Origin of the sequence: Streptomyces viridosporus, assembly GCF_002078235.1 — a bacterium.
In the GTDB taxonomy this organism is placed as follows: Bacteria; Actinomycetota; Actinomycetes; order Streptomycetales; family Streptomycetaceae; genus Streptomyces; species Streptomyces viridosporus.
Genome location: NZ_MSGP01000281.1, coordinates 1 through 3,001 on the forward strand (window position 1 = coordinate 1; position 3,001 = coordinate 3,001).

Annotated in this window: 1 protein-coding gene; it reads left to right on the top strand. The window is 72.8% G+C overall.

The window, feature by feature from the left end; genetic code table 11:
- Positions 1-210 precede the first annotated feature (210 nt).
- Positions 211-2,937, top strand: coding sequence for a DNA polymerase I (polA, locus tag B7L92_RS20435; protein ID WP_081238958.1), 2,727 nt, complete (start codon positions 211-213; stop codon positions 2,935-2,937).
- Positions 2,938-3,001 lie beyond the last annotated feature (64 nt).

Sequence of the window (3,001 nt, forward strand, 5' to 3'; positions counted from 1 at the left end):
CCACGCGGTGCCGGCGGCGGTCGTGGCCGGGCTGCGGGGGAAACGGAAGCAAAGGGTGCGGGCCCGCACCGCCGGGCGGGCCGGCAGGGGTCCGGCGGCGGTCCGGCGGCCCGGGGCAGCGGTCCGGGACGGCGGCCCGGGGGTGCGGGTCCCGGGGCGGCGGCGCGGGCACGGGGCCGAGTGTCGGTGGAGCGTGGCAGGATCGGGGGCGTGGCAGAGACAGCATCGAAGAAGACCGACCAGACCTCCGGCGGGACCCGTCCGCGACTGATGCTCATGGACGGGCACTCGCTGGCCTACCGCGCGTTCTTCGCGCTGCCCGTGGAGAACTTCACCACCGCGACGGGCCAGCCGACGAACGCCATCTACGGCTTCGCGTCGATGCTGGCCAACACACTGCGCGACGAGGCGCCCACGCACTTCGCGGTCGCCTTCGACGTCTCCCGCAAGACCTGGCGGTCCGAGGAGTTCACCGAGTACAAGGCGAACCGCTCCAAGACCCCGGACGAGTTCAAGGGCCAGGTCGAGCTGATCGGCGAGCTGCTCGACGCGATGCACGCCCCCCGCTTCGCCGTCGAGGGGTACGAGGCGGACGACGTCATCGCCACCCTCGCCACCCAGGCCGAGGCCGAGGGCTTCGATGTGCTGATCGTCACCGGCGACCGGGACTCCTTCCAGCTGGTCTCCGAGCACACCACGGTGCTGTACCCGACGAAGGGCGTCTCCGAGCTGACCCGGTTCACCCCGGAGAAGGTGGTCGAGAAGTACGGGCTGACCCCCGCGCAGTACCCCGACTTCGCGGCGCTGCGCGGCGACCCGTCCGACAACCTGCCGGGCATCCCCGGCGTCGGTGAGAAGACGGCCGCGAAGTGGATCAACCAGTTCGGTTCGTTCGCCGAGCTCGTCGAGCGCGTCGACGAGGTCAAGGGCAAGGCCGGGCAGAACCTGCGCGACCACCTGGAGGCGGTCAAGCTCAACCGCCGGCTCACCGAGCTGGAGCGCCGGGTGGAGCTGTCCAAGGGCGTTCTCGACCTGGAGCGGACCGCTTACGACCGCAAGGCCGTGACGATGATCCTGGACACCCTGGAGATCAGGAACCCGTCGCTGCGCGAGCGGCTCTTCGCCGTCGACCCCGGCGCCGGGGAGGCCGAGGCCGCCCCGGTCGTCGCGGACGGCGTGGAGCTGGAGGGCACCGTGCTGGGCACGGGCGAGCTGGCCGGCTGGCTCGCCGAGCACGGCACCGGGCCCCTCGGTGTCGCCACCGTCGCCGCCTGGGCGCTGGGCACCGGTTCGGTCGCCGAGGTCGCGCTGGCCACGTCCGCGGGGCCGGCCGCCTGGTTCGACCCGGCCGAGCTGGACGAGGCCGACGAGCGGGCGTTCGCCGCCTGGCTCGCCGACGCGGGCCGGCCCAAGGTGTTCCACGACGCCAAGAGCGCGATGCGGGTCTTCGCCGAGCACGGCTGGGGCATCGAGGGCGTCACCATGGACACCGCCCTCGCCGCGTACCTGGTCAAGCCCGGCCGCCGCTCCTTCGACCTGGACGCGTTGTCCCTGGAGTACCTGCACCGCGAGCTGGCGCCCGCCGCCGTGGCCGACGGGCAGCTCGCCTTCGGCGCGGACGAGGGCGCCGAGGCCGAGGCGCTGATGGTGCAGGCCCGCGCGATCCTCGACCTGGGGGAGGCCTTCGGGTCCCGCCTCGAGGAGGTGGGCGCGGCGGACCTGCTCCGTGACATGGAGCTGCCGACGTCGGCGCTGCTGGCCCGCATGGAGCGGCACGGCATCGCCGCCGACCGGGCCCACCTGGAGGCCATGGAGCAGATGTTCGCGGGCGCCGTGCAGCAGGCGGTGAAGGAGGCGCACGCGGCGGCGGGACACGAGTTCAACCTGGGCTCGCCCAAGCAGCTCCAGGAGGTCCTCTTCGGCGAGCTGGCCCTGCCGAAGACGAAGCGGACGAAGACCGGCTACACCACGGACGCCGACGCGCTGGCCTGGCTCGCCACGCAGACCGACAACGAACTGCCGGTGATCATGCTCCGCCACCGTGAGCAGGCGAAGCTGCGCGTCACCGTCGAGGGCCTGATCAAGACGATCGCCGCGGACGGCCGCATCCACACCACGTTCAACCAGACGGTCGCCGCCACCGGCCGCCTGTCGTCGACCGACCCGAACCTGCAGAACATCCCGGTCCGCACGGACGAGGGCCGCGCCATCCGCCGCGGCTTCGTGGTCGGCGAGGGCTTCGAGTCGCTGCTGACCGCCGACTACAGCCAGATCGAACTGCGCGTGATGGCCCACCTGTCCGAGGACGAGGGCCTGATCGAGGCGTTCACCTCCGGCGAGGACCTGCACACCACGGCGGCCGCCCAGGTGTTCGCGGTCGAGCGGTCCGCGGTGGACGCGGAGATGCGCCGCAAGATCAAGGCCATGTCGTACGGCTTGGCGTACGGGCTGTCGGCCTTCGGCCTCTCCCAGCAGCTGAACATCGAGGCGGCCGAGGCGCGCGCCCTGATGGACGCGTACTTCGAGCGGTACGGCGGGGTGCGGGACTACCTGCGCCGGGTCGTGGACGAGGCACGGGCGACCGGCTACACGGCGACCCTCTTCGGCCGCCGCCGCTACCTGCCCGACCTCAGCAGCGACAACCGCCAGCGCCGCGAGGCGGCCGAGCGCATGGCCCTGAACGCGCCGATCCAGGGCACGGCCGCAGACATCGTCAAGATCGCCATGCTGAAGGTGGACGGCGCACTGCGGGAGGCGGACCTGGCCTCCCGGATGCTCCTGCAGGTCCACGACGAAATCGTCCTGGAGGTCGCTCCCGGCGAGCGGCCGGCCGTGGAGGAACTGGTCCGCCGCGAAATGGCGGACGCGGTCCGGCTCCGCGTCCCGCTGGGCGTCTCGGTGGGCGCGGGCCCGAACTGGGAGTCGGCCGCGCACTGACCCCGCCGGAGCGGGGGCCACAGGGGGGCGGGAGCAGGCGTTGCCCGCCCCCCTGTGGCCCCCG